Annotated in this window: 19 protein-coding genes; 18 read left to right on the forward strand and 1 reads right to left on the reverse strand. The window is 38.7% G+C overall.

The window, feature by feature from the left end:
• Positions 1–10 precede the first annotated feature (10 nt).
• The 6 genes from AC3WVZ_RS27785 to pyrG all read left to right on the forward strand — a co-directional run bounded on the left by AC3WVZ_RS27785 (position 11) and on the right by pyrG (position 6,472).
• A complete protein-coding gene (locus tag AC3WVZ_RS27785) occupies positions 11–862 on the forward strand; it encodes a 3-hydroxybutyryl-CoA dehydrogenase (RefSeq protein WP_048656349.1) in 852 nt (283 codons plus the stop codon).
• 73 nt (positions 863–935) lie between these two features.
• Positions 936–2,066: an acyl-CoA dehydrogenase gene (locus tag AC3WVZ_RS27790; protein WP_001011179.1), complete on the forward strand. Its 1,131-nt coding sequence runs from the start codon at positions 936–938 to the stop codon at positions 2,064–2,066.
• A gap of 21 nt (positions 2,067–2,087) precedes the next feature.
• Positions 2,088–3,227, forward strand: a complete 1,140-nt coding sequence (acdA, locus tag AC3WVZ_RS27795; protein ID WP_233935712.1) for an acyl-CoA dehydrogenase AcdA — start codon at positions 2,088–2,090, stop codon at positions 3,225–3,227.
• A gap of 62 nt (positions 3,228–3,289) precedes the next feature.
• Positions 3,290–3,919 carry a TetR/AcrR family transcriptional regulator gene (locus tag AC3WVZ_RS27800; RefSeq protein ID WP_000238605.1) on the forward strand — a complete coding sequence of 210 codons (630 nt, stop codon included), beginning with the start codon at positions 3,290–3,292 and terminating at the stop codon, positions 3,917–3,919.
• Positions 3,920–4,073: 154 nt separating this feature from the next.
• The gene (gene rpoE / locus AC3WVZ_RS27805; protein WP_000346278.1) at positions 4,074–4,607 is read left to right on the forward strand and encodes a DNA-directed RNA polymerase subunit delta; all 534 of its coding nucleotides are present in this window, start codon (positions 4,074–4,076) and stop codon (positions 4,605–4,607) included.
• Between the two features lie 257 nt (positions 4,608–4,864).
• Entirely contained in the window at positions 4,865–6,472 is a 1,608-nt protein-coding gene (gene pyrG / locus AC3WVZ_RS27810; protein WP_000170460.1) for a CTP synthase, read from the forward strand.
• 31 nt (positions 6,473–6,503) lie between these two features.
• Here the strand turns inward: pyrG and AC3WVZ_RS27815 are convergent, their stop codons facing one another.
• Positions 6,504–7,028 (reverse strand): DUF2529 domain-containing protein, encoded by a 525-nt coding sequence (locus AC3WVZ_RS27815; RefSeq protein ID WP_000912402.1) that lies wholly within the window; start codon positions 7,026–7,028, stop codon positions 6,504–6,506.
• A 201-nt stretch (positions 7,029–7,229) separates the two neighbouring features.
• Between AC3WVZ_RS27815 and spo0F the strand changes: the two genes are divergently transcribed.
• The 12 genes from spo0F to AC3WVZ_RS27875 all read left to right on the forward strand — a co-directional run bounded on the left by spo0F (position 7,230) and on the right by AC3WVZ_RS27875 (position 19,410).
• Positions 7,230–7,598, forward strand: a complete 369-nt coding sequence (gene spo0F, locus AC3WVZ_RS27820) for a sporulation initiation phosphotransferase Spo0F (RefSeq protein WP_000398594.1) — start codon at positions 7,230–7,232, stop codon at positions 7,596–7,598.
• A gap of 210 nt (positions 7,599–7,808) precedes the next feature.
• Positions 7,809–8,666: a class II fructose-bisphosphate aldolase gene (locus AC3WVZ_RS27825; protein WP_001131855.1), complete on the forward strand. Its 858-nt coding sequence runs from the start codon at positions 7,809–7,811 to the stop codon at positions 8,664–8,666.
• A 332-nt stretch (positions 8,667–8,998) separates the two neighbouring features.
• Entirely contained in the window at positions 8,999–10,288 is a 1,290-nt protein-coding gene (gene murA / locus AC3WVZ_RS27830; protein ID WP_000413254.1) for a UDP-N-acetylglucosamine 1-carboxyvinyltransferase, read from the forward strand.
• 116 nt (positions 10,289–10,404) lie between these two features.
• Entirely contained in the window at positions 10,405–11,370 is a 966-nt protein-coding gene (gene glpX, locus AC3WVZ_RS27835) for a class II fructose-bisphosphatase (protein ID WP_000442340.1), read from the forward strand.
• A 379-nt stretch (positions 11,371–11,749) separates the two neighbouring features.
• Positions 11,750–13,021, forward strand: coding sequence for a transcription termination factor Rho (gene rho, locus AC3WVZ_RS27840; protein WP_001053903.1), 1,272 nt, complete (start codon positions 11,750–11,752; stop codon positions 13,019–13,021).
• 499 nt (positions 13,022–13,520) lie between these two features.
• Positions 13,521–13,766 (forward strand): type B 50S ribosomal protein L31, encoded by a 246-nt coding sequence (locus AC3WVZ_RS27845; RefSeq protein ID WP_000643433.1) that lies wholly within the window; start codon positions 13,521–13,523, stop codon positions 13,764–13,766.
• A gap of 108 nt (positions 13,767–13,874) precedes the next feature.
• Complete coding sequence (locus AC3WVZ_RS27850) at positions 13,875–14,462, forward strand: thymidine kinase (protein ID WP_000280859.1); 588 nt, start codon at positions 13,875–13,877, stop codon at positions 14,460–14,462.
• A 393-nt stretch (positions 14,463–14,855) separates the two neighbouring features.
• The gene (gene prfA / locus AC3WVZ_RS27855; RefSeq protein WP_000887064.1) at positions 14,856–15,923 is read left to right on the forward strand and encodes a peptide chain release factor 1; all 1,068 of its coding nucleotides are present in this window, start codon (positions 14,856–14,858) and stop codon (positions 15,921–15,923) included.
• Entirely contained in the window at positions 15,923–16,774 is an 852-nt protein-coding gene (prmC, locus tag AC3WVZ_RS27860) for a peptide chain release factor N(5)-glutamine methyltransferase (protein WP_233935713.1), read from the forward strand. The genes prfA and prmC overlap by 1 nt, the downstream gene beginning before the upstream one ends.
• 112 nt (positions 16,775–16,886) lie before the next feature.
• Entirely contained in the window at positions 16,887–17,753 is an 867-nt protein-coding gene (spoIIR, locus tag AC3WVZ_RS27865) for a stage II sporulation protein R (protein ID WP_233935714.1), read from the forward strand.
• A 49-nt stretch (positions 17,754–17,802) separates the two neighbouring features.
• The gene (locus AC3WVZ_RS27870) at positions 17,803–18,261 is read left to right on the forward strand and encodes a GNAT family N-acetyltransferase (RefSeq protein ID WP_000758437.1); all 459 of its coding nucleotides are present in this window, start codon (positions 17,803–17,805) and stop codon (positions 18,259–18,261) included.
• Between the two features lie 108 nt (positions 18,262–18,369).
• A complete protein-coding gene (locus tag AC3WVZ_RS27875) occupies positions 18,370–19,410 on the forward strand; it encodes an L-threonylcarbamoyladenylate synthase (RefSeq protein ID WP_000557354.1) in 1,041 nt (346 codons plus the stop codon).
• Positions 19,411–19,453 lie beyond the last annotated feature (43 nt).

Here is a 19,453-nt window from a genome sequence, read left to right on the forward strand (position 1 = left end):
GGAAGAAAAAATGGGTGTACAAAACATTGTTGTAATTGGTGCAGGGCAAATGGGATCAGGAATTGCACAAGTATGTGCAATGGCAGGATATGACGTGAAGGTACAAGATTTAAAGCAAGAGCAATTAGATAGAGGATTGGCTATCATTACGAAAAACTTAGCACGGCAAGTAGAAAAAGGACGTATGAAGGAAGAAGAGAAGGAAGCCATATTAAATCGTCTTACAGTAACGCTTGATTTAGATTGTGTGAAAGAAGCGGATCTTATTATTGAAGCAGCTGTTGAGAAAATGGATATTAAAAAGAAAATCTTTGCGAATCTAGATGAAATTGCTCCAGAACACGCAATTTTAGCAACGAATACGTCATCTCTGCCAATTACAGAAATTGCAGCGGTAACGAAGCGTCCGGAAAAAGTAATCGGTATGCACTTTATGAATCCAGTTCCAGTTATGAAGCTTGTTGAGATTATTCGTGGTTTGGCTACCGATGATGCGGTATATGAAGCAATTGAAGATATTACGAAAAAAATTGGGAAAGTACCAGTTGAAGTGAATGATTTCCCAGGTTTTGTATCAAATCGTATTTTGCTACCGATGATTAACGAAGCAATTTATACGTTATATGAAGGTGTAGCGACGAAAGAAGCAATTGATGAAGTCATGAAGCTTGGTATGAACCATCCGATGGGGCCTTTGACACTCGCCGATTTTATCGGTTTAGATACGTGTTTATACATTATGGAAGTGTTGCATGAAGGATTAGGAGATAGTAAATATCGCCCATGTCCGTTATTACGTAAGTATGTGAATGCAGGATGGTTAGGGCGTAAAACAGGTCGTGGATTCTACGTTTACGAATAAATGCCCCCTTTGTTACAACATAGTGGTCTTACCAAATTATTTAAAGGATATATAGCAAATGGAGGCGGAATATATGAACTTTCGTTTTAATGAAGAGCAGCAAATGATGAGGAAAATGGTTCGGGATTTTGCACAGAAGGAAATAGCTCCCTTTGTTCCTAGTATGGAACAAGGGGTGTTCCCGAAAGAGATTTTGCAAAAGATGGGTGAGCTTGGATTAATGGGTATTCCAGCGCCTGCAAAATACGGTGGGGCAGAAATGGACTTTATATCTTACATTCTAGCAATTGAGGAAATCTCAAAGGTAAGTGCAACAGTTGGTGTAATTTTAGCTGTACATACGTCAGTTGGAATGAATCCGATTTTATATTTCGGAACAGAAGAACAGAAGAAAAAATATGTTTCCAAACTTGCAACTGGGGAATATTTAGGTGCATTTGCTTTAACAGAGCCAAATGCAGGATCAGATGCAGGGAGTTTGAAATCAAGAGCTGTGAAAAAAGGTGATCATTATATTATTAATGGATCGAAAGTGTTTATTACAAATGGTGGTGAAGCAAGTACATACATTGTATTCGCTTCTACAAATCCAGAGGCAGGAAAAAGTGGTATTTCTGCATTTATAGTAGAGAAAGATACACCTGGTTTAATCATCGGAAAAGATGAACATAAGATGGGACTTCTCGGTTCTCGTACAGTACAACTTACTTTTGAAGATATGAAAGTGCCAGCTGAGAATTTACTTGGGGAAGAAGGACAAGGATTTAAGGTGGCAATGGCGAATTTAGATGTTGGGCGAATTGGAATCGGTGCGCAGGCGTTAGGAATTGCTGAAGCGGCGCTTGGCTGTGCAATTGATTATGCAAAAGAAAGAGAGCAATTCGGGAAGCCAATTGCGGCGCAGCAAGGGATTGGCTTCAAGCTTGCAGATATGGCAACAAGTGTCGAAGCAGCAAGGTTACTCGTATATAGAGCGGCATCTCTTAGGGCACAGGGATTACCATGCGGTAAAGAAGCATCTATTGCGAAATTATTTGCTTCTAAGACAGCGGTTGAAGTCGCGATTGAGGCGGTGCAAGTGTTCGGTGGTTACGGTTATACGAAAGACTATCCAGTAGAACGATTTTTCCGTGATGCGAAAATCACGCAAATATATGAAGGAACAAGTGAAATACAGAAACTTGTTATTAGCCGTGCTTTATAAAAGGGCGAGGGGGAGACGGAGATGCATTTTAAACTATCAGAAGAACATGAAATGATAAGAAAAATGGTTCGAGATTTTGCTAAAAATGAAGTGGCACCAACAGCAGCTGAGCGTGATGAGGAAGAGCGATTTGATCGAGAATTATTTGATCAAATGGCAGAGCTTGGTTTAACCGGTATTCCGTGGCCTGAAGAGTACGGTGGAATTGGAAGCGATTACTTAGCGTACGTAATCGCTATTGAAGAATTATCCCGCGTTTGTGCTTCAACAGGCGTAACACTGTCCGCGCATACTTCACTTGCGGGATGGCCAATTTTTAAATTTGGGACGGAAGAGCAAAAGCAAAAGTTTTTACGACCGATGGCTGAAGGAAAGAAAATTGGTGCATACGGCTTAACGGAGCCAGGATCTGGATCGGATGCTGGTGGAATGAAGACAATCGCAAAGAGAGATGGAGACCATTATACTTTAAATGGATCAAAAATTTTCATTACAAATGGCGGTATTGCTGATATTTACGTTGTTTTTGCGCTAACTGATCCTGAATCAAAGCAGCGCGGTACGAGTGCATTTATTGTAGAAAGTGATACACCGGGATTTTCAGTTGGGAAGAAGGAGAGCAAGCTAGGGATTCGCTCTTCACCAACGACTGAAATTATGTTTGAAGATTGCCGTATTCCTGTAGAGAATCTACTTGGAGAAGAGGGGCAAGGGTTTAAAGTTGCGATGCAAACATTAGATGGAGGTCGTAACGGTATTGCGGCGCAAGCTGTTGGTATTGCACAAGGGGCTTTAGATGCTTCTGTAGAATATGCAAGGGAGCGCCATCAATTTGGAAAACCAATTGCGGCGCAGCAAGGGATTGGCTTTAAACTTGCGGATATGGCAACAGATGTAGAAGCGGCACGCCTTTTAACATATCAAGCGGCTTGGCTTGAATCAGAAGGGCTTCCGTATGGAAAAGAGTCAGCGATGTCAAAAGTATTTGCAGGAGATACAGCGATGAGGGTGACGACTGAAGCGGTGCAAGTATTTGGTGGTTACGGTTATACGAAAGATTATCCAGTAGAGCGTTATATGCGAGATGCAAAAATTACACAAATATATGAAGGAACACAAGAGATTCAGAGGCTTGTAATTTCTCGTATGTTAACGAAGTAGGAACGAAAGCGTAGGTATTTTCCTACGCTTTTTCCTTCCAAAAAATAAGAGAGGTGAAGGGAATGGTTAAACATAATGTACATGCATCGGTGAAAGATGAAAAATTAGTTGCGTTAAGACGTGAGCAAATGATTAAAGGTGCGGTGCAACTGTTTAAACAAAAAGGATTTCCGCGTACAACAACGAGAGAAATTGCAAAAGCGGCTGGATTTAGTATAGGGACACTTTATGAGTACATTCGTACAAAAGATGATGTTTTGTATTTAGTTTGTGATAGTATTTATGAACATGTAAAAGAAAGATTAGAGGAAGTAGTTTGTACAGAAAAAGGGAGTGTAGAAAGTTTAAAGATAGCAATAACGAATTACTTTAAAGTGATGGATGAATTACAGGAAGAAGTATTGATAATGTATCAAGAGGTACGCTTTTTACCGAAAGAATCACTTCCGTATGTATTAGAAAAGGAGTTTCAAATGGTAGGAATGTTCGAGAATATTTTAGAACAGTGTACGGAAAATGGAACATTTACATTAAATAAAAAAGAAATACAGCTTCTTGCCCATAATATTTTTATACAAGGACAGATGTGGGGATTTAGACGCTGGGCGCTGCAAAAACTGTATACGCTCGAAGAATATACAGAAATGCAAATTAGGTATGTATTGCAAGGGGCCCATATGCTTCCGAAATAAGGAACAGACAAATTATAATTTTACTACCCTATAAAAGTTTCCCGTTTTTTTTGTAGCATATTTGTGCGACTTTTGTTTATAATGAATAGTATGGATTTTTTTAAGCAGGCCGTTATATATAAGGTTATATTTGATGAAAGGAAGTGCCGCATAAGTGGATTTTAAGCAATATTCACCAGAAGAGCTAAAAGAATGTTCAATGATTGAAGTTGTACATAGCGTTTTAGGGGATAAAAAACAAGCAACGACATTCAACGAGTTGGTTCAAGAAATCGCTCAAGTGCTGGGACTATCTCAAGAGCAAGTTAATGCGAAAATCGCACAATTTTATACAGACTTAAACATCGATGGACGTTTCATTAATTTAGGAGAAAATCGTTGGGGGCTACGCAGCTGGTACCCATACGAGCAAATTGATGAAGAAATCTTGCCTCAACCAAAACCGAAGAAGAAACGTAAAGTTGAAGAAGACGGTTTTGACGACTACATTGAAGAAGATGAAGATGACTTCGACGATGCAGATGTAAATGAAGACGAAGATGATGATGTAGAAGATTTGGACAAGGTTCTTGAAGAAGAAGACGGAGATGACGACGATCTTGATGATTTAGACGAAGATGACGACGACTTCGCTGAAGAAGAACTTGAGTATGACGAAACTGAAGAAGAAGAAGAGGAAGAACTGTAGTTCTTGACTTTTCATTATCGTCCATGTAGAATCATTTTTGGGCTCTTTAAAAAAGGACGATAATACTTTTAAAGTGTAAATATAAAAGAAAATTGCTCCCTACTTATTACTTTTTGTGATGAGGGGAGCAATTTTCTTTTTTGTTTTTTGTTTAGAAAATAAAAAGAGTCTAACAATAAGATGGATACAGTGTTATCTACATACGTTGCGCTTTGCAACGGTGATTATATAACAGCAAAATAGAAGGGAGCTTTTTCATGACTAAGTATATTTTTGTAACAGGCGGTGTAGTATCGTCTTTAGGAAAAGGTATTACAGCAGCATCTCTTGGAAGACTTTTAAAAAATCGTGGTTTAAACGTAACGATTCAAAAGTTTGATCCATACATTAACGTAGACCCAGGGACTATGAGCCCATATCAACACGGTGAGGTATTCGTAACAGATGATGGCGCAGAAACTGACTTAGACCTTGGTCACTATGAGCGTTTTATCGACATTAACTTAAACAAATACAGCAACGTAACAACAGGTAAAATTTACTCTTCAGTTCTTCAAAAAGAGCGTCGCGGTGAATATTTAGGAGGAACAGTTCAAGTTATTCCTCACATTACTAACGAAATTAAAGAACGCGTATATCGTTCTGGTCGTGAAACAAATGCCGATGTTGTTATTACAGAAATCGGTGGAACTGTTGGTGACATCGAGTCTCTACCATTCTTAGAAGCAATCCGTCAAATTAAGAGCGACATCGGTCGTGACAATGTAATGTACATTCACTGTACGTTAATCCCGTACTTAAAAGCAGCGGGTGAAATGAAGACAAAACCAACACAACATAGTGTTAAAGAACTTCGTAGCTTAGGTATTCAACCAAACATTATCGTTGTTCGTACAGAAATGCCTGTTTCTCAAGATATGAAAGACAAGCTTGCATTATTCTGTGACATTGATACAAAAGCGGTTATCGAAGCTCGCGATGCAGATACTTTATATGCGGTTCCATTATCTCTTCAAGAACAAAATATGGACCAAATCGTTTGTGACCACTTAAAATTAGACAATCCAGCTGCAGATATGACAGAGTGGACTGCTCTAGTTAACAAAGTGCGTAATCTTTCTAAGAAAACAAAAATCGCTCTTGTTGGTAAATATGTAGAACTTCAAGATGCTTATATTTCTGTTGTAGAAGCACTTCGTCATGCTGGTTACTCATTCGACACAGATGTAGAAGTAAAATGGGTAAATGCTGAGCACGTAACAGCAGAAAACGTAAAAGAATTAGTTGGCGATACAGACGGTATCCTTGTACCAGGTGGCTTCGGCGATCGTGGTGTAGAAGGTAAAATCGTTGCGATTCAATATGCTCGTGAAAACAAAGTTCCATTCTTAGGAATTTGCTTAGGTATGCAACTTGCATCAATCGAATTCGCACGTAATGTATTAGGTTTAGAAGGTGCTAACTCTTCTGAAATCAACCCTGACACACCATATGCAATCATCGACTTATTACCAGAACAAAAAGATGTAGAGGACCTAGGTGGTACACTTCGTCTTGGTCTATACCCATGTAAGCTTGCTGAAGAAACAAATGCTTACAATGCTTATAATGAGCCGGTTGTATATGAGCGTCATCGTCATCGTTATGAGTTCAACAATCAGTTCCGTCCGGATATGGAAAAAGAAGGATTTGTATTCTCTGGTACAAGCCCAGACGGTCGTCTAGTTGAAATCATTGAATTAAAAGATCATCCTTGGTTCGTGGCAGCACAGTTCCACCCAGAACTTGTTTCTCGTCCAAACCGTCCACAACCATTGTTCCATGACTTCGTAAGAGCTTCTATTACGAATAAAGAGAGCAAGTAATAAAAAAAGCGCCTGAAATAAGGCGCTTTTTTTAATATTCATTTAACATTTCATCGATTGTAAATTTAATCCCGTGATAAGCAAATAAAGCTACTATTAAACTTGGGAATCCGTAGCGATTACCTTCATCGTCTGGAATAAGACCTTTTAACAGTTTTGTATCAATATGTACGTCTGTATATCGTTCCAGTGATTCTGTCCCTTCTTGAAGAGCAGAAATGCCCACAATAGAGTGTCCCTCTTCTTGTAGTTTTTTTGCAATTTCTACAACCGCTTCATCTGTTGAAAAACGGCTAATAAGAAGTACACGATCCGCAGAGGTTACTTCTGCTTCTTTACCATTTTCAAATAAGCGTTTTGCTTGCTTCATTGGTTCAGCACCGAATAGTGCCTCGGCAACAACGCCCTCCATTTCATTTGTACCATGTAAATAAATGAAACCATCGCCAACTAGTGCTTGAGCAAGTAAACGAGCGCTATCTTCTATATTCATTTCTTCTTTTTGAGAAACTCTGGAGAAATAACCACTTAATTGAGTTGAAAAAATTTTTAACATAATGTTACTCCCTTCGTACGTGTTTGCCGGCTTTCATTATAATTTATTTTTTTAGAAAGGTGAAATCGTAGGGTAGCATAACAAAATAGGAAACGGTAAAATAAGAAAGAATAGGAAGGAATTTGCCAAAGAATAGCGAAATTAAATCGTTAAGATATAAGAAGCTTTAAATCTTGTACTTACACAGAAAGGTTGGGAATTATGGAAGGTAAAATTTTAATCGTTGATGATCAATATGGGATTCGTGTGTTATTACATGAAGTGTTCCAAAAAGAAGGTTATCAGACATTCCAAGCAGCGAATGGATTTCAAGCTTTAGATATCGTGAAAAAAGATAATCCAGATTTAGTAGTGTTAGATATGAAAATTCCAGGCATGGATGGTATAGAGATTTTAAAGCATGTAAAAGAAATTGATGAGAGTATTAAAGTAATTTTAATGACTGCTTATGGAGAGCTTGATATGATCCAAGAAGCAAAAGATTTAGGAGCTTTAATGCATTTTGCTAAACCATTTGATATTGATGAAATTCGTCAAGCTGTGAGAAATGAGCTCGCTGTAGAGGCATAAAAATGAATTTTTTATAAAAAATATGGAAAAAAGCGTTTACATGGACTATTGTGCAGGTGAATACGGTTGAGTTTTTGAGTACAAGTTGTTATCCTATTGAGTGTAGAAAAAAGTCCGGTATGTAGATATACATATTTTACCTTATTCTGGTCATACTACCAGCGATAAGAACTTATCGGATACAAAAAACGTTTTTTAGGAGGATTCACCATGCCTTTAGTTTCTATGAAAGAAATGCTAAACAAAGCACTAGAAGGAAAATACGCAGTTGGTCAATTCAACATGAACAACTTAGAGTGGACTCAAGCTATCTTAGCTGCTGCGGAAGAAGAAAAATCTCCTGTAATCCTAGGTGTATCTGAGGGTGCAGCTCGTCATATGACTGGTTTCAAAACAGTTGTAGCTATGGTTAAAGCTTTAATCGAAGAAATGAACATCACTGTTCCTGTAGCGATTCACCTTGACCATGGTTCAAGCTTCGAAAAATGTAAAGAAGCAATTGATGCAGGTTTCACATCTGTAATGATTGACGCTTCTCACCACCCATTCGAAGAAAACGTTGAAACTACTAAACAAGTAGTAGAATACGCACACGCTCGTAACGTATCTGTTGAAGCTGAGCTTGGAACAGTTGGCGGACAAGAAGACGACGTAATCGCTGAAGGCGTAATTTACGCTGACCCAGCAGAGTGTAAGCACCTTGTTGAAGCAACAGGTATCGATTGCCTAGCTCCAGCTTTAGGTTCTGTACACGGTCCTTACAAAGGTGAGCCTAACTTAGGATTCGCTGAAATGGAACAAGTTCGTGACTTCACTGGCGTACCTTTAGTATTACATGGTGGTACTGGTATCCCAACTGCTGATATCGAAAAAGCTATCTCTTTAGGTACTTCAAAAATCAACGTAAACACTGAGAACCAAATCGAGTTTACAAAAGCTGTTCGTGAAGTATTAAACAAAGACCAAGAAGTTTACGATCCTCGTAAATTTATCGGACCTGGCCGCGACGCTATCAAAGCAACTGTTATTGGTAAAATTCGCGAATTCGGTTCTAACGGTAAAGCGTAAGAATAAAATTCCGTTTTGGAAACCGTCTAGTCTTTTAGACGGTTTCCTTTCGTTGTATAATGAAAGCGTGAACAAGTCTAAAGATTTTATCATTTTTGGTTTTTAAATAGAAAATAATGTGCATAGTCCTATTAATAAATGTGATAACGTATCTAAATTGATAAAGTGAATTCGATGAATAGTTGATCTTTATCTATTCGTGCTACAGGAGAAATGAAGATAATGGTTTCCTATTTATTGAGTTTTGGGATGGAAAGAGTAATTGAGATTCTTAAGGGGAGCTTTCTATAAAAAGATAGAAAGTAAATACATTCACAAGAAGGGAGCTCAATATGGAAAAATTGCTAATTGAAGGCGGAAGAGCTTTAAATGGAACAATTCGAGTAAGTGGTGCAAAGAACAGTGCCGTTGCATTAATTCCAGCGACAATTTTAGCAGATACTCCAGTAACTATTGGTGGTGTCCCTAATATTTCGGACGTGAAAATGTTAGGGGACTTACTAGAGGAAATTGGAGGGAAAGTAACTTATGGACAGGAGGAAGAGATGGTAGTCGATCCTTCTAACATGGTTGCAATGCCTTTGCCAAATGGAAAAGTGAAAAAATTGCGCGCTTCTTATTATTTAATGGGTGCAATGCTTGGCCGTTTTAAAAAAGCTGTTATTGGGCTTCCGGGTGGATGTCATTTAGGACCGAGGCCGATTGATCAGCATATTAAAGGGTTTGAAGCGCTAGGTGCACATGTTACGAATGAACAAGGTGCCATCTATTTAAGAGCAGATGAGCTACGCGGGGCACGTATTTATTTAGATGTTGTTAGTGTAGGAGCTACGATTAATATTATGCTAGCAGCTGTACGAGCGAAAGGTAGAACTGTTATTGAAAATGCAGCGAAAGAGCCTGAGATCATTGATGTAGCTACATTGTTAACAAGCATGGGAGCACGTATTAAAGGTGCTGGTACTGACGTAATCCGAATAGATGGTGTTGACTCTTTACATGGTTGTCACCATACTATCATCCCAGATCGTATTGAAGCTGGTACGTATATGATTCTAGGAGCTGCATCAGGAGGAGAAGTAACGGTTGATAACGTTATTCCTCAGCATTTAGAATCAGTTACTGCAAAGCTAAGGGAAGCTGGTGTTCAAGTTGAAACGAACGATGATCAAATTACGGTGAACGGTAATAGAAAGTTAAAAGTAGTTGATATCAAAACGCTTGTATATCCAGGTTTTCCAACGGATTTACAACAGCCGTTTACGACGCTTTTAACAAAGGCACACGGGACGGGAGTTGTAACAGATACAATTTACGGTGCCCGTTTCAAACACATTGATGAATTACGTCGTATGAATGCTCAAATTAAAGTAGAGGGTCGTTCGGCAATTGTAACTGGTCCTGTGTTACTGCAAGGTGCAAAAGTGAAGGCGAGTGATTTACGAGCAGGAGCGGCACTTGTTATTGCAGGGTTAATGGCAGATGGAATTACAGAAGTAACAGGACTTGAGCATATTGATCGAGGTTATGAGAATATAGTGGACAAGCTTAAAGGGCTTGGTGCAAACATTTGGCGAGAACAAATGACAAAGCAAGAAATTGAAGAAATGAAGAACGCATAAGTGATACTTCCGCAAGGGGGAAGCGAAGCATCACTACTTGCGGAAGTACACTTTATAGAAAAACACGGTTCACAAAATACGGCAGAAATATAAAGGCTTAAAGGAGAGGGATTATCGTGGAAAGAAGTTTATCTATGGAGTTAGTACGTGTAACAGAGGCTGCAGCTTTATCATCAGCGCGTTGGATGGGGCGCGGGAAAAAGGATGAGGCAGACGGTGCAGCAACATCAGCTATGCGTGATGTATTTGATACAATTCCGATGAAAGGTACAGTTGTAATTGGTGAAGGTGAGATGGATGAAGCACCAATGCTATATATCGGAGAGAAATTAGGTACAGGATATGGACCACGTGTAGACGTTGCGGTTGATCCTTTAGAAGGGACAAACATCGTAGCAGCTGGTGGCTGGAATGCTCTTGCTGTCATTGCAATTGCAGACCACGGTAATTTGTTACATGCCCCTGACATGTACATGGATAAAATCGCGGTTGGCCCAGAAGCAGTTGGGGCGGTCGACATTGATGCGCCTATTATTGATAACTTACGTGCAGTTGCGAAAGCGAAAAATAAAGATATTGAAGATGTTGTAGCGACAGTTTTAAATCGTCCACGTCATCAAGAAATTATTGAAGAAATTCGTAAAGCTGGTGCGCGCATTAAATTGATTAATGATGGAGATGTAGCTGGAGCGATTAATACAGCGTTTGATCGTACAGGTGTAGATATTTTATTTGGATCTGGTGGAGCACCTGAAGGTGTATTAGCAGCAGTTGCTTTAAAATGTTTAGGTGGAGAAATTCACGGAAAACTATTGCCACAAAACGAAGCTGAATTAGCACGTTGTAAAAAAATGGGCATAGAAGACATTAATCGTATCCTTCGCATGGAGGACTTAGTAAAAGGTGACGATGCAATCTTTGCAGCAACAGGCGTAACAGATGGAGAACTATTACGCGGTGTTCAATTTAAAGGTAGCGTAGGAACAACGCAATCCCTTGTTATGCGCGCAAAATCAGGCACAGTTCGCTTCGTAGATGGTCGTCATAGCTTAAATAAAAAACCGAACTTGGTTATTAAGTAAAAGGTGGAAGCGGCTCGCTCAGAATCGCAGGAAACTTTCAACTCTCGACCTTGAAGCGCTCTTTGCTTCGAGTGAGAGAGTAAAATGACCGGAGCTGGATTAAATAAAAAGCGTAAGCAGCTCCTTCAGAAAGGTTAAAATGGTCGATCTTTCTAACTATCGGAGCTGGAACTAAATTAAATAAGAAGCGAAGACAAATTTTCTTGTCTTCGCTTCTTGTATTTGTGTTCCAACGTATTGATTAAAACTAGATAAAAGGGTTACAATAGTGAATATTACCCTACTTGAACTTATTGCCTTTCATTATTAATTATTTGCCTTCCGTATTTTTTCCCTTTACCCATGAAAAAAGAGAATAACGTTAAAGTGTGGTGTCTGAATGAATTTGTCAATTGCAGCATTAGAAAACATGAAATTAAAAGAGTTATACGAGCTTGCGAAAGAATTTAAGATTTCGTATTATAGCAAGTTAACGAAAAAAGAGCTGATTTTTTCTATTTTGAAAGCTCGAGCAGAAAAAGAAGGTTTCTTTTTCATGGAAGGCGTATTAGAAATTATTCAATCAGAAGGATTTGGATTCCTACGTCCTATCAACTATTCTCCAAGCTCAGAAGATATTTATATCTCAGCTTCGCAAATTCGTCGTTTCGATTTACGTAATGGAGATAAGGTTTCTGGTAAAGTACGACCTCCGAAAGAAAATGAACGCTATTTTGGGTTATTACAAGTTGAAGCTGTAAACGGAGATGATCCAGATTCAGCAAAAGAGCGTGTGCATTTCCCTGCATTAACACCATTATACCCAGATCGCCAAATGAAATTGGAAACGGAACCGAAAAAGTTACCGACACGCATCATGGATTTAATCGCACCAGTTGGATTTGGACAACGTGGTTTAATTGTTGCGCCTCCAAAGGCTGGTAAAACAAGTCTATTAAAAGAAATCGCGCACAGTGTTACAACAAATCATCCGGAAGCAGAACTAATTGTACTTTTAATTGATGAGCGTCCAGAGGAAGTAACAGACATTGAACGTTCTGTTAAAGGAGATGTTGTAAGTTCTACTTTTGATGAAGTACCAGAAAATCATATTAAAGTAGCTGAGCTTGTGTTAGAACGTGCGATGCGTCTTGTAGAGCACAAGAAAGATGTTATCATTTTAATGGATAGTATTACCCGTTTAGCTCGAGCTTACAACCTCGTTATTCCACCAAGTGGTAGAACATTATCAGGTGGTATCGATCCAGCTGCCTTCCATAGACCGAAGCGTTTCTTTGGAGCTGCACGTAATATTGAAGAAGGCGGTAGCTTAACAATTTTAGCAACAGCCCTTGTTGATACAGGATCACGTATGGACGATGTTATTTACGAGGAATTTAAAGGAACTGGAAATATGGAACTTCACTTAGATCGTTCATTAGCTGAACGTCGTATCTTCCCAGCGATTGATATTCGTCGTTCTGGTACACGTAAAGAAGATCTATTAATTCCAAAAGAACATTTAGACAAGTTATGGGGCATTCGTAAGACAATGCGTGATACACCAGACTTTGTTGAAAGTTTCTTACGTAAGCTTCGTCAAACGAAGACAAATGAAGAGTTTTTACAAAACATTGTTGCAGACTCGAAAAGGTATGTAACAACTAAGTAAAGGGAAAAAATCAAGACTCGCTTATTTTATAGTAAGCGAGTTTTTTATGCTGTTTAGGTGATATTAAAGAGAGAAATAAGTGAAAGAACCTGAGTTAGTCAGAGCTGGATGAGCTCCCTCCAGCGGCTAGAATGGTCGGTGGCTTCGCGTCTTCCTACAAGGTAAAAAGCACCTCTACGTCAGAAGCTCCATCCCCTCCCATTCTGAACGAGCCGCTTCTGCTTTTAAATTGTATCTAGTTCCGACGGCTAGCTCTTCGTGTCTAAGGTTCTCTCGCCCTAAAGGTAAAAAGCACCTTTAGGGCGAGAGAACCTTAGCCGGTCAGAGCTAAACGAGCCGTCTACACTTTTAATTTCAAAAGACAAAAACAGGTAGTTGCAAAATGAAGTTAGCCTTGTTATAATTTCATCATATGTGTTTCATCAATATAGTTGTGTATGCAGCTGAAGATGAAAAACTCTGTTTCGAAAATGATTCAGGGCGGAAGGAGATGAAAAGAATGAAAGCAGGAATTCACCCAGATTACAAGAAAGTTGTATTCATGGACACAAACACAGGCTTCAAATTCTTAAGCGGATCTACTAAAGGATCTAACGAAACTGTTGAGTGGGAAGATGGTAACACTTATCCATTACTAAAAGTTGAGATCAGTTCTGATTCTCACCCATTCTACACTGGACGTCAGAAGTTTGCTACTGCAGACGGACGCGTTGACCGCTTCAATAAGAAATACGGTCTTAAGTAATAAAAACATAAAACAGGCAAGTGTATGTATTCGCTTGTCTGTTTTTTTTGCGAAAATATTATACCTTTACCCTACTTTTAACTGAAAAGTAGATGAAAGGAGAGCTTCATGTACTTAATAAATCAAAATGGCTGGATTGAAGTGATTTGCGGTAGTATGTTTTCTGGCAAGTCAGAAGAGCTAATCCGCCGTGTGCGCCGTACGCAATTTGCAAAACAACATGCAATTGTATTTAAACCATGTATTGATAATCGATATAGTGAAGAAGATGTTGTATCACATAACGGATTAAAGGTAAAAGCAGTTCCTGTTTCAGCTTCAAAGGATATATTTGAACATATTACAGAAGAGCTGGATGTTATTGCAATCGATGAGGTGCAATTTTTTGATGGGGACATTGTGGAAGTGGTGCAAGTATTGGCAAATCGTGGCTATCGTGTCATTGTAGCTGGTTTAGACCAAGATTTCCGTGGTCTACCATTTGGACAAGTTCCTCAGCTGATGGCGATTGCTGAACATGTGACAAAACTACAAGCAGTATGTTCTGTATGTGGATCTCCAGCAAGTCGTACACAACGATTAATTGATGGAGAACCAGCGGCATTTGATGATCCAATTATTTTAGTTGGAGCTTCAGAATCGTATGAACCACGTTGTCGTCATTGTCATGCAGTACCTGCAAACAAAGATAAGTAAAACTCGCGCTGCGCAAGGCGGGTTTTTTTCAAAATAGAGAGAATGAGCGGTGTGAGCCGCTTGCGCTTTTAAATATATCTAGTTCCGGTGGCTAGCTCTTCGCATCTAAGAACCTTCCGCCCGAAAGGTAAAAAGCACCTTTAGGTCGAAAGAACCTTAGTTGGTCAGAGCTGAAAGAGCCACCGCCACTTTTAAATATATTATCTAGCTCCAGCGGCTAGAATCGCAGGCCATTTCGCTCTCTCGCTCGAAGCAAAAAGCGCTTCAAGGTCGAGAGCTCCAATGGCCTGCGATTCTGAGCGAGCCGCTTACGCTTTTAAATATAATTTGCGTTTTTTTGAGTAAGTACCATATACTATTTGTATTAGATACTAGGATGTAGAGGTGAATGATGTGTTAGATCGTTTGCAAGCTGTAGAAAATCGTTATGAGAAGTTAAATGAATTGTTAAGTGATCCAGCGATTATTAGTGATTCAAATAAGCTTCGTGAATATTCAAAGGAACAGTCTGATATACAGGAAACGGTAGAGGTGTATCGTGAGTATAAGGATGTTCGTGAGCAATTAAAAGATGCGAAAGCAATGTTAGAAGATAAGTTAGACGCAGAAATGCGTGAAATGGTAAAAGAAGAAGTTTCTGAGTTAGAATCACAAGATAAAACATTATCAGAGCGTCTGAAAATTTTACTTGTTCCAAAAGACCCTAATGATGATAAGAACGTTATCGTTGAGGTTCGTGGAGCTGCTGGTGGAGACGAGGCAGCTTTATTTGCTGGTGACTTATACCGTATGTATAGCCGTTACGCTGAGGTACAGGGCTGGAAAACGGAGATTATTGAGGCTAGCTATACAGAGTTAGGTGGATATAAAGAGATTATCTTTATGATTAATGGTAAAGGTGCTTTCGCGAAGCTGAAATTCGAGAATGGTGCTCACCGTGTACAACGTGTTCCTGAAACGGAATCTGGTGGACGTATTCATACATCTACAGCAACTGTAGCTGTATTACCAGAGGCAGAAGAAGTAGAAATTGATATTCATGAGAAAGATGTTCGTGTTGATACATTCGCTTCTAGTGGACCTGGTGGACAGAGCGTTAATACAACGATGTCAGCGGTGCGTTTAACGCATTTACCGACTGGTGTAGTTGTATCTTGTCAGGATGAGAAATCACAGATCAAGAATAAAGAAAAAGCGATGAAAGTATTACGCGCACGTGTTTATGATAAGTTTAGACAAGAAGCGCAAGCTGAGTATGATCAAAACCGTAAACAAGCTGTTGGTACGGGAGATCGTTCAGAGCGTATTCGTACGTATAACTTCCCGCAAAACCGTGTTACAGACCATCGAATCGGTTTAACGATTCAAAAGCTAGATCAAATCTTACAAGGTAAGTTAGATGATTTCATCAATGCCTTAGTGATGGAAGATCAGGCTCAAAAGATGGAGGCAGCTGAGTAATGCGTGTCTATGAAGCCCTGAAATGGGCTTCTTCTTTTTTACAGGAAAATGGACGAGATGAAAATGCGGGAGAAATTGTCCTTTGTCATGTATTAAAGGTGAACAGAACAGGATTACTTATGAATATGCGTGAAGAAATAACTGAGGAACAAGAGAAAAGCTTTACGGAGTTTATCCATAAGCATGTAGAAGGTATTCCTATTCAATATATGATTGGTTATGAAATATTTTATGGACGGTCTTTCTTTGTGAATGAAGAAGTATTAATACCAAGGCCGGAAACAGAAGAGCTTATAGTGGGAGTATTAGAAAGAATCGAGCGCCATTTTGGTGATGAGAAACTACATGTAGCAGATATAGGTACAGGTAGTGGAGCGATTTCTATTACGCTTGCTTTAGAAAATAAAAATCTTCATGTGTATACAGTAGATATTGCACAAGAGTCGATTGAAGTTGCAAAAGAAAATGCAAAATCTTTAGGTGCAGAAGTAACGTTCTATCACGGTGATTTATTGTCACCATTTCATAAAACGGGTCAAAAGCTAGATGTTGTTGTTTCAAATCCTCCATATATACCGGAAGAGGATTGGCGTGGTCTTTCTCCTGTTGTGAAAGAGCATGAGCCGAAGAGAGCACTTGTTGGTGGTGAAGACGGATTAGATTTCTATCGCCGTTTTATGGAAGAATTGCCGAATGTGTTGCAGAAGAAAGCGATTGTGGCGTTTGAAATTGGAGTAGGACAAGGTGAGGATGTAAAAAGATTGTTACAACAAGCTTTTCCACATGCTCATGTTGAGGTTGTTTTCGATATTAACGGAAAAGATCGTATGGTATTTGCAGAGATGGAGTAAGGTTCACACCTTACTCTATTTTTTTGTGGAAAAATTCATATAGATTTTGAATTTAATAGTTTAGAAAGATGAAAGTCTGTCCACACTGTTTGTAGAAGGGACGGTGGAGGAAATGAAAAAACAAGTTATTGCTTATCTTCTTATACTATTAATTGGTGCACAGTTACTTGTGCAGTTTGGATATATGAAAGCTGATGCGAAAGGGCCTTCAGTTATTCCGAAAGAGGCCGTTCGATTACGAATTTTAGCAAATAGTGATTCAGATAAAGACCAGGCATTAAAGCGTAAAGTGCGTGATGAAGTAAAAGCACAAATTGATGGATGGGTAGCGGATTTAACTTCATTTGAAGAGGCGCGCAAAGTAATTCAAAGTCATATTCCAGAAATCGAGAAAACGGTGGAAAATACGTTAAAAAGAGAAGGAAGTAAAGAATCATTTCAAGTGAAATTTAGTAAGAATGTAAAGTTTCCTACAAAGGTATATGGGAATTTTATTTATCCGGCAGGGGAATATGAAGCAGTCTTAATTACAATTGGGGAAGGTGAAGGGGCAAACTGGTGGTGTGTATTATTTCCACCGATGTGTTTCTTAGATTTTTCAAGTGGTACAGCTGTAAGGAAAGAAGAACATGTTGTGAAGGCTGAATCTCCTGAAGAGGAGCAAGTAAAACAAATAGATAATGAAGAAGTAGTAAATGTAGAAGAGAAAAAAGAGGATGAGGTAAAAGAAACGAAAGTTGTAAAGCGGGAAGCAGTAAAAAAAGTAACAGCTTCTGAAAAGAAAGTAGTGAAAAATGAAACAAAAGTCGAAGAGCAGCCTGTAAGTAAAGAAGAAACAAAAAATGTGGAAAAAGTGGAGAAATCTGTGGAGAAAAAACAAGAACAGCAAAATGAGTATGTAAACGTAGAAGAGGAAGAAGAAAAGCCAGAAGTTAAATTGTTTATTGTAGAAGCTTTTACATCTTTATTCTCTAAATAGTACTATTAATAAATCCCTCCTCATATATAAAAATGAGGAGGGATTTATTATGAAGAAAGTGTATTTTGCTACGAAAGCAGATGTGGAAAGATTACATTCTTTTTTCGGACAAGCTAATAAAAAAGATGATAAAATAAATGAGTTGTACGCACAATTTATGATTTTGGAAGAGGCGGAAGAAATACGAGCTGTAATTGGTTATGAACAAAGTGGGGAAGATGTACTTATTCGTTCTTGTTTATTCACACCTCATGTGGATAAACAGACTTTCTTATATTTTTTTGAAATGTTTTTGCAGTATATGAAAGAAAAAAGTGTTCAACAATTGTACTTACTAACAAATCATCCACAATCTGTACCGATCTTTCAGTTCTTTGACTTTTTTACTATAGAAAAGGATGAGGTTCCAGAGGGAATTCAACAGCTAGAACATTTTTGTAAAAATATAAAAGAGCAGAATGCAATAATACTAAATTGTCAGCTATTCACAAAGTTATCCACGGATTAATTAGGTTTATCCACATTTTGTGGATAAACCTTGTTTGTCTTTTGGATAAATCTCATAGTAAACTAAAAATAGACAAGTATTTAAGGCTAGAAAAGGACGTGGAAAAAAATGCATACAAATATGTGGGTTGTGGATAATGTTGTGGAAAGAAAAAAATATTATCCACAGTTACAAGAAGCAGCAAAATTATTAAGAGAAAATGAGGCGGTTGCTTTCCCTACGGAAACAGTATATGGGTTAGGGGCAAACGCGATGGATGATGAAGCAATCGCGAAAATTTTCGAAGCGAAAGGAAGACCGAGTGATAATCCACTCATTGTCCACATAGGTACAAAATCTCAGTTAGATGGGATTGTGAAAGAAATTCCACCAGTTGCAGAGAAGTTAATGGCGCATTTTTGGCCAGGACCATTAACAATTATTTTGCCGAGAAAAGAAGGAATTTCAGAGAAGGTGACGGCAGGACTTAATACGGTTGGAGTAAGAATGCCTGATCATCCAATTGCACTTGCTCTTATTGAAGAGGCGAATGTACCTGTTGCGGCACCAAGTGCGAATCGTTCAGGGCGTCCAAGTCCAACATTAGCTTCTCACGTATATGAAGATTTGAATGGGAAGATTGCAGGTATTGTTGATGGTGGTGCAACTGGAGTAGGCGTTGAATCAACTGTAATTGATTGTACAAGCACGGTTCCAACAATATTACGTCCAGGTGGGATTACGAAAGAACAATTAGAAGCGGTGATAGGTACTGTTTCTTTAGATCCAGCTTTAAAGGATGAGAAGGAAAAACCGAAATCGCCTGGAATGAAATACACACATTATGCGCCGAAAGCACCACTTAGTATTGTTGAGGGCTCACGTGAGTTTATTCAGCATCTTGTGGATGAGAAAAAGAAAGAAGGATTTAAAGTAGGCGTATTAACGACAGAAGAGTACCAGTATGTATATAGTGCAGATGTTATATTATCTTGTGGTGTTAGAAGTGACTTAGCTAGCGTTGCGACTAAATTATATGATGTACTTAGAACATTTGATGCAAGTGAAGTGGATGTTATTTTTAGTGAGTCATTCCCTAATGAAGGAATAGGGAATGCAATTATGAATCGTTTAACAAAAGCGGCAGGACATCATATTATTATTGAATGATAAGGTAAGATTAGCAAACAGAATATTTCTCCTTGGATAAGCA

Source organism: Bacillus sp. CPT56D-587-MTF, from assembly GCF_058792335.1.

Excerpts from the sequence above, each read along its gene's own strand:
- AC3WVZ_RS27785 (WP_048656349.1), top strand. The coding sequence starts at position 11 with ATGGGTGTACAAAACATTGTTGTAATTGGTGCAGGGCAAATGGGATCA.
- AC3WVZ_RS27790 (WP_001011179.1), top strand. The coding sequence starts at position 936 with ATGAACTTTCGTTTTAATGAAGAGCAGCAAATGATGAGGAAAATGGTT.
- acdA (WP_233935712.1), top strand. The coding sequence starts at position 2,088 with ATGCATTTTAAACTATCAGAAGAACATGAAATGATAAGAAAAATGGTT.
- AC3WVZ_RS27800 (WP_000238605.1), top strand. The coding sequence starts at position 3,290 with ATGGTTAAACATAATGTACATGCATCGGTGAAAGATGAAAAATTAGTT.
- pyrG (WP_000170460.1), top strand. The coding sequence starts at position 4,865 with ATGACTAAGTATATTTTTGTAACAGGCGGTGTAGTATCGTCTTTAGGA.
- AC3WVZ_RS27815 (WP_000912402.1), bottom strand. The coding sequence starts at position 7,028 with ATGTTAAAAATTTTTTCAACTCAATTAAGTGGTTATTTCTCCAGAGTT.
- spo0F (WP_000398594.1), top strand. The coding sequence starts at position 7,230 with ATGGAAGGTAAAATTTTAATCGTTGATGATCAATATGGGATTCGTGTG.
- AC3WVZ_RS27825 (WP_001131855.1), top strand. The coding sequence starts at position 7,809 with ATGCCTTTAGTTTCTATGAAAGAAATGCTAAACAAAGCACTAGAAGGA.
- murA (WP_000413254.1), top strand. The coding sequence starts at position 8,999 with ATGGAAAAATTGCTAATTGAAGGCGGAAGAGCTTTAAATGGAACAATT.
- rho (WP_001053903.1), top strand. The coding sequence starts at position 11,750 with ATGAATTTGTCAATTGCAGCATTAGAAAACATGAAATTAAAAGAGTTA.
- AC3WVZ_RS27845 (WP_000643433.1), top strand. The coding sequence starts at position 13,521 with ATGAAAGCAGGAATTCACCCAGATTACAAGAAAGTTGTATTCATGGAC.
- AC3WVZ_RS27850 (WP_000280859.1), top strand. The coding sequence starts at position 13,875 with ATGTACTTAATAAATCAAAATGGCTGGATTGAAGTGATTTGCGGTAGT.
- prmC (WP_233935713.1), top strand. The coding sequence starts at position 15,923 with ATGCGTGTCTATGAAGCCCTGAAATGGGCTTCTTCTTTTTTACAGGAA.
- spoIIR (WP_233935714.1), top strand. The coding sequence starts at position 16,887 with ATGAAAAAACAAGTTATTGCTTATCTTCTTATACTATTAATTGGTGCA.
- AC3WVZ_RS27870 (WP_000758437.1), top strand. The coding sequence starts at position 17,803 with ATGAAGAAAGTGTATTTTGCTACGAAAGCAGATGTGGAAAGATTACAT.
- AC3WVZ_RS27875 (WP_000557354.1), top strand. The coding sequence starts at position 18,370 with ATGCATACAAATATGTGGGTTGTGGATAATGTTGTGGAAAGAAAAAAA.